This window comes from Halobacillus litoralis, assembly GCF_009856445.1.
Taxonomy (GTDB): domain Bacteria; phylum Bacillota; class Bacilli; order Bacillales; family Halobacillaceae; genus Halobacillus; species Halobacillus litoralis.
This window is the reverse complement of sequence record NZ_WMFA01000038.1, coordinates 1-647: the sequence shown is the minus strand read 5'-3', so window position 1 is coordinate 647 and position 647 is coordinate 1. Positions and strand designations below refer to the sequence as shown.

General features: G+C 66.9%; 1 protein-coding gene. It reads right to left on the bottom strand.

The annotated features are described in order from the left end of the window. Nucleotides 1-647 (bottom strand): CobW family GTP-binding protein (locus GLW00_RS21015; protein ID WP_202412591.1); only part of this gene is annotated, 647 nt, incomplete at both ends.

Here is a 647-nt window from a genome sequence, read left to right as displayed (position 1 = left end):
GATGGTGCTCGTGGGCGTGCGGATCCCCCGCCTTACGGTCGCTGTGAGCCCGGGAGAGCCAATCCAGTTCCAGGCGGCCATGGTCTGTCTCGGTTACCAGCGCCTTGGGCGGCTCAAACCCGGCAGCCCATTCATGGAAACGGGCCCGATCCGCGTCGCTGCAAAGGTCGGTCTTGTTGGCCACCAGCACATCGGCAACCGCCGCCTGGTCCTGGAAGTGGACATTGCTGAGCACCCGCTCCTCGGCCAGGCGCCGCGGATCCACAAGACAGAGCACGGAGGCCAGGTGGAGCACCCCCTGGTAACCGCTCCCGGTCAGGGTTTCGATCACCTGGCTCGGGTGCCCCAGGCCGGTGGGCTCGATCAGAAGCCGGTCCGGTTTCTCGCGCCGGATCAGCTCGTTCAGGGCCACCCGCATGGGCAGACCGGCCACGCAGCACATGCAGCCGCCAGGCACCTCGCGCACCGCGACCCCTCCGGATTCCATCAGGGCGCCGTCCACACCCACTTCCCCGAACTCATTGACCAGAACGGCCCAGCGCTCGCCTTCAGGGCGCCGCTGCATCAGATCCATGATGGCGGTGCTCTTGCCCACCCCCAGGAACCCCAGAATCAGGTGTGCGGGAATACTGCTCATCGCGTCAGCC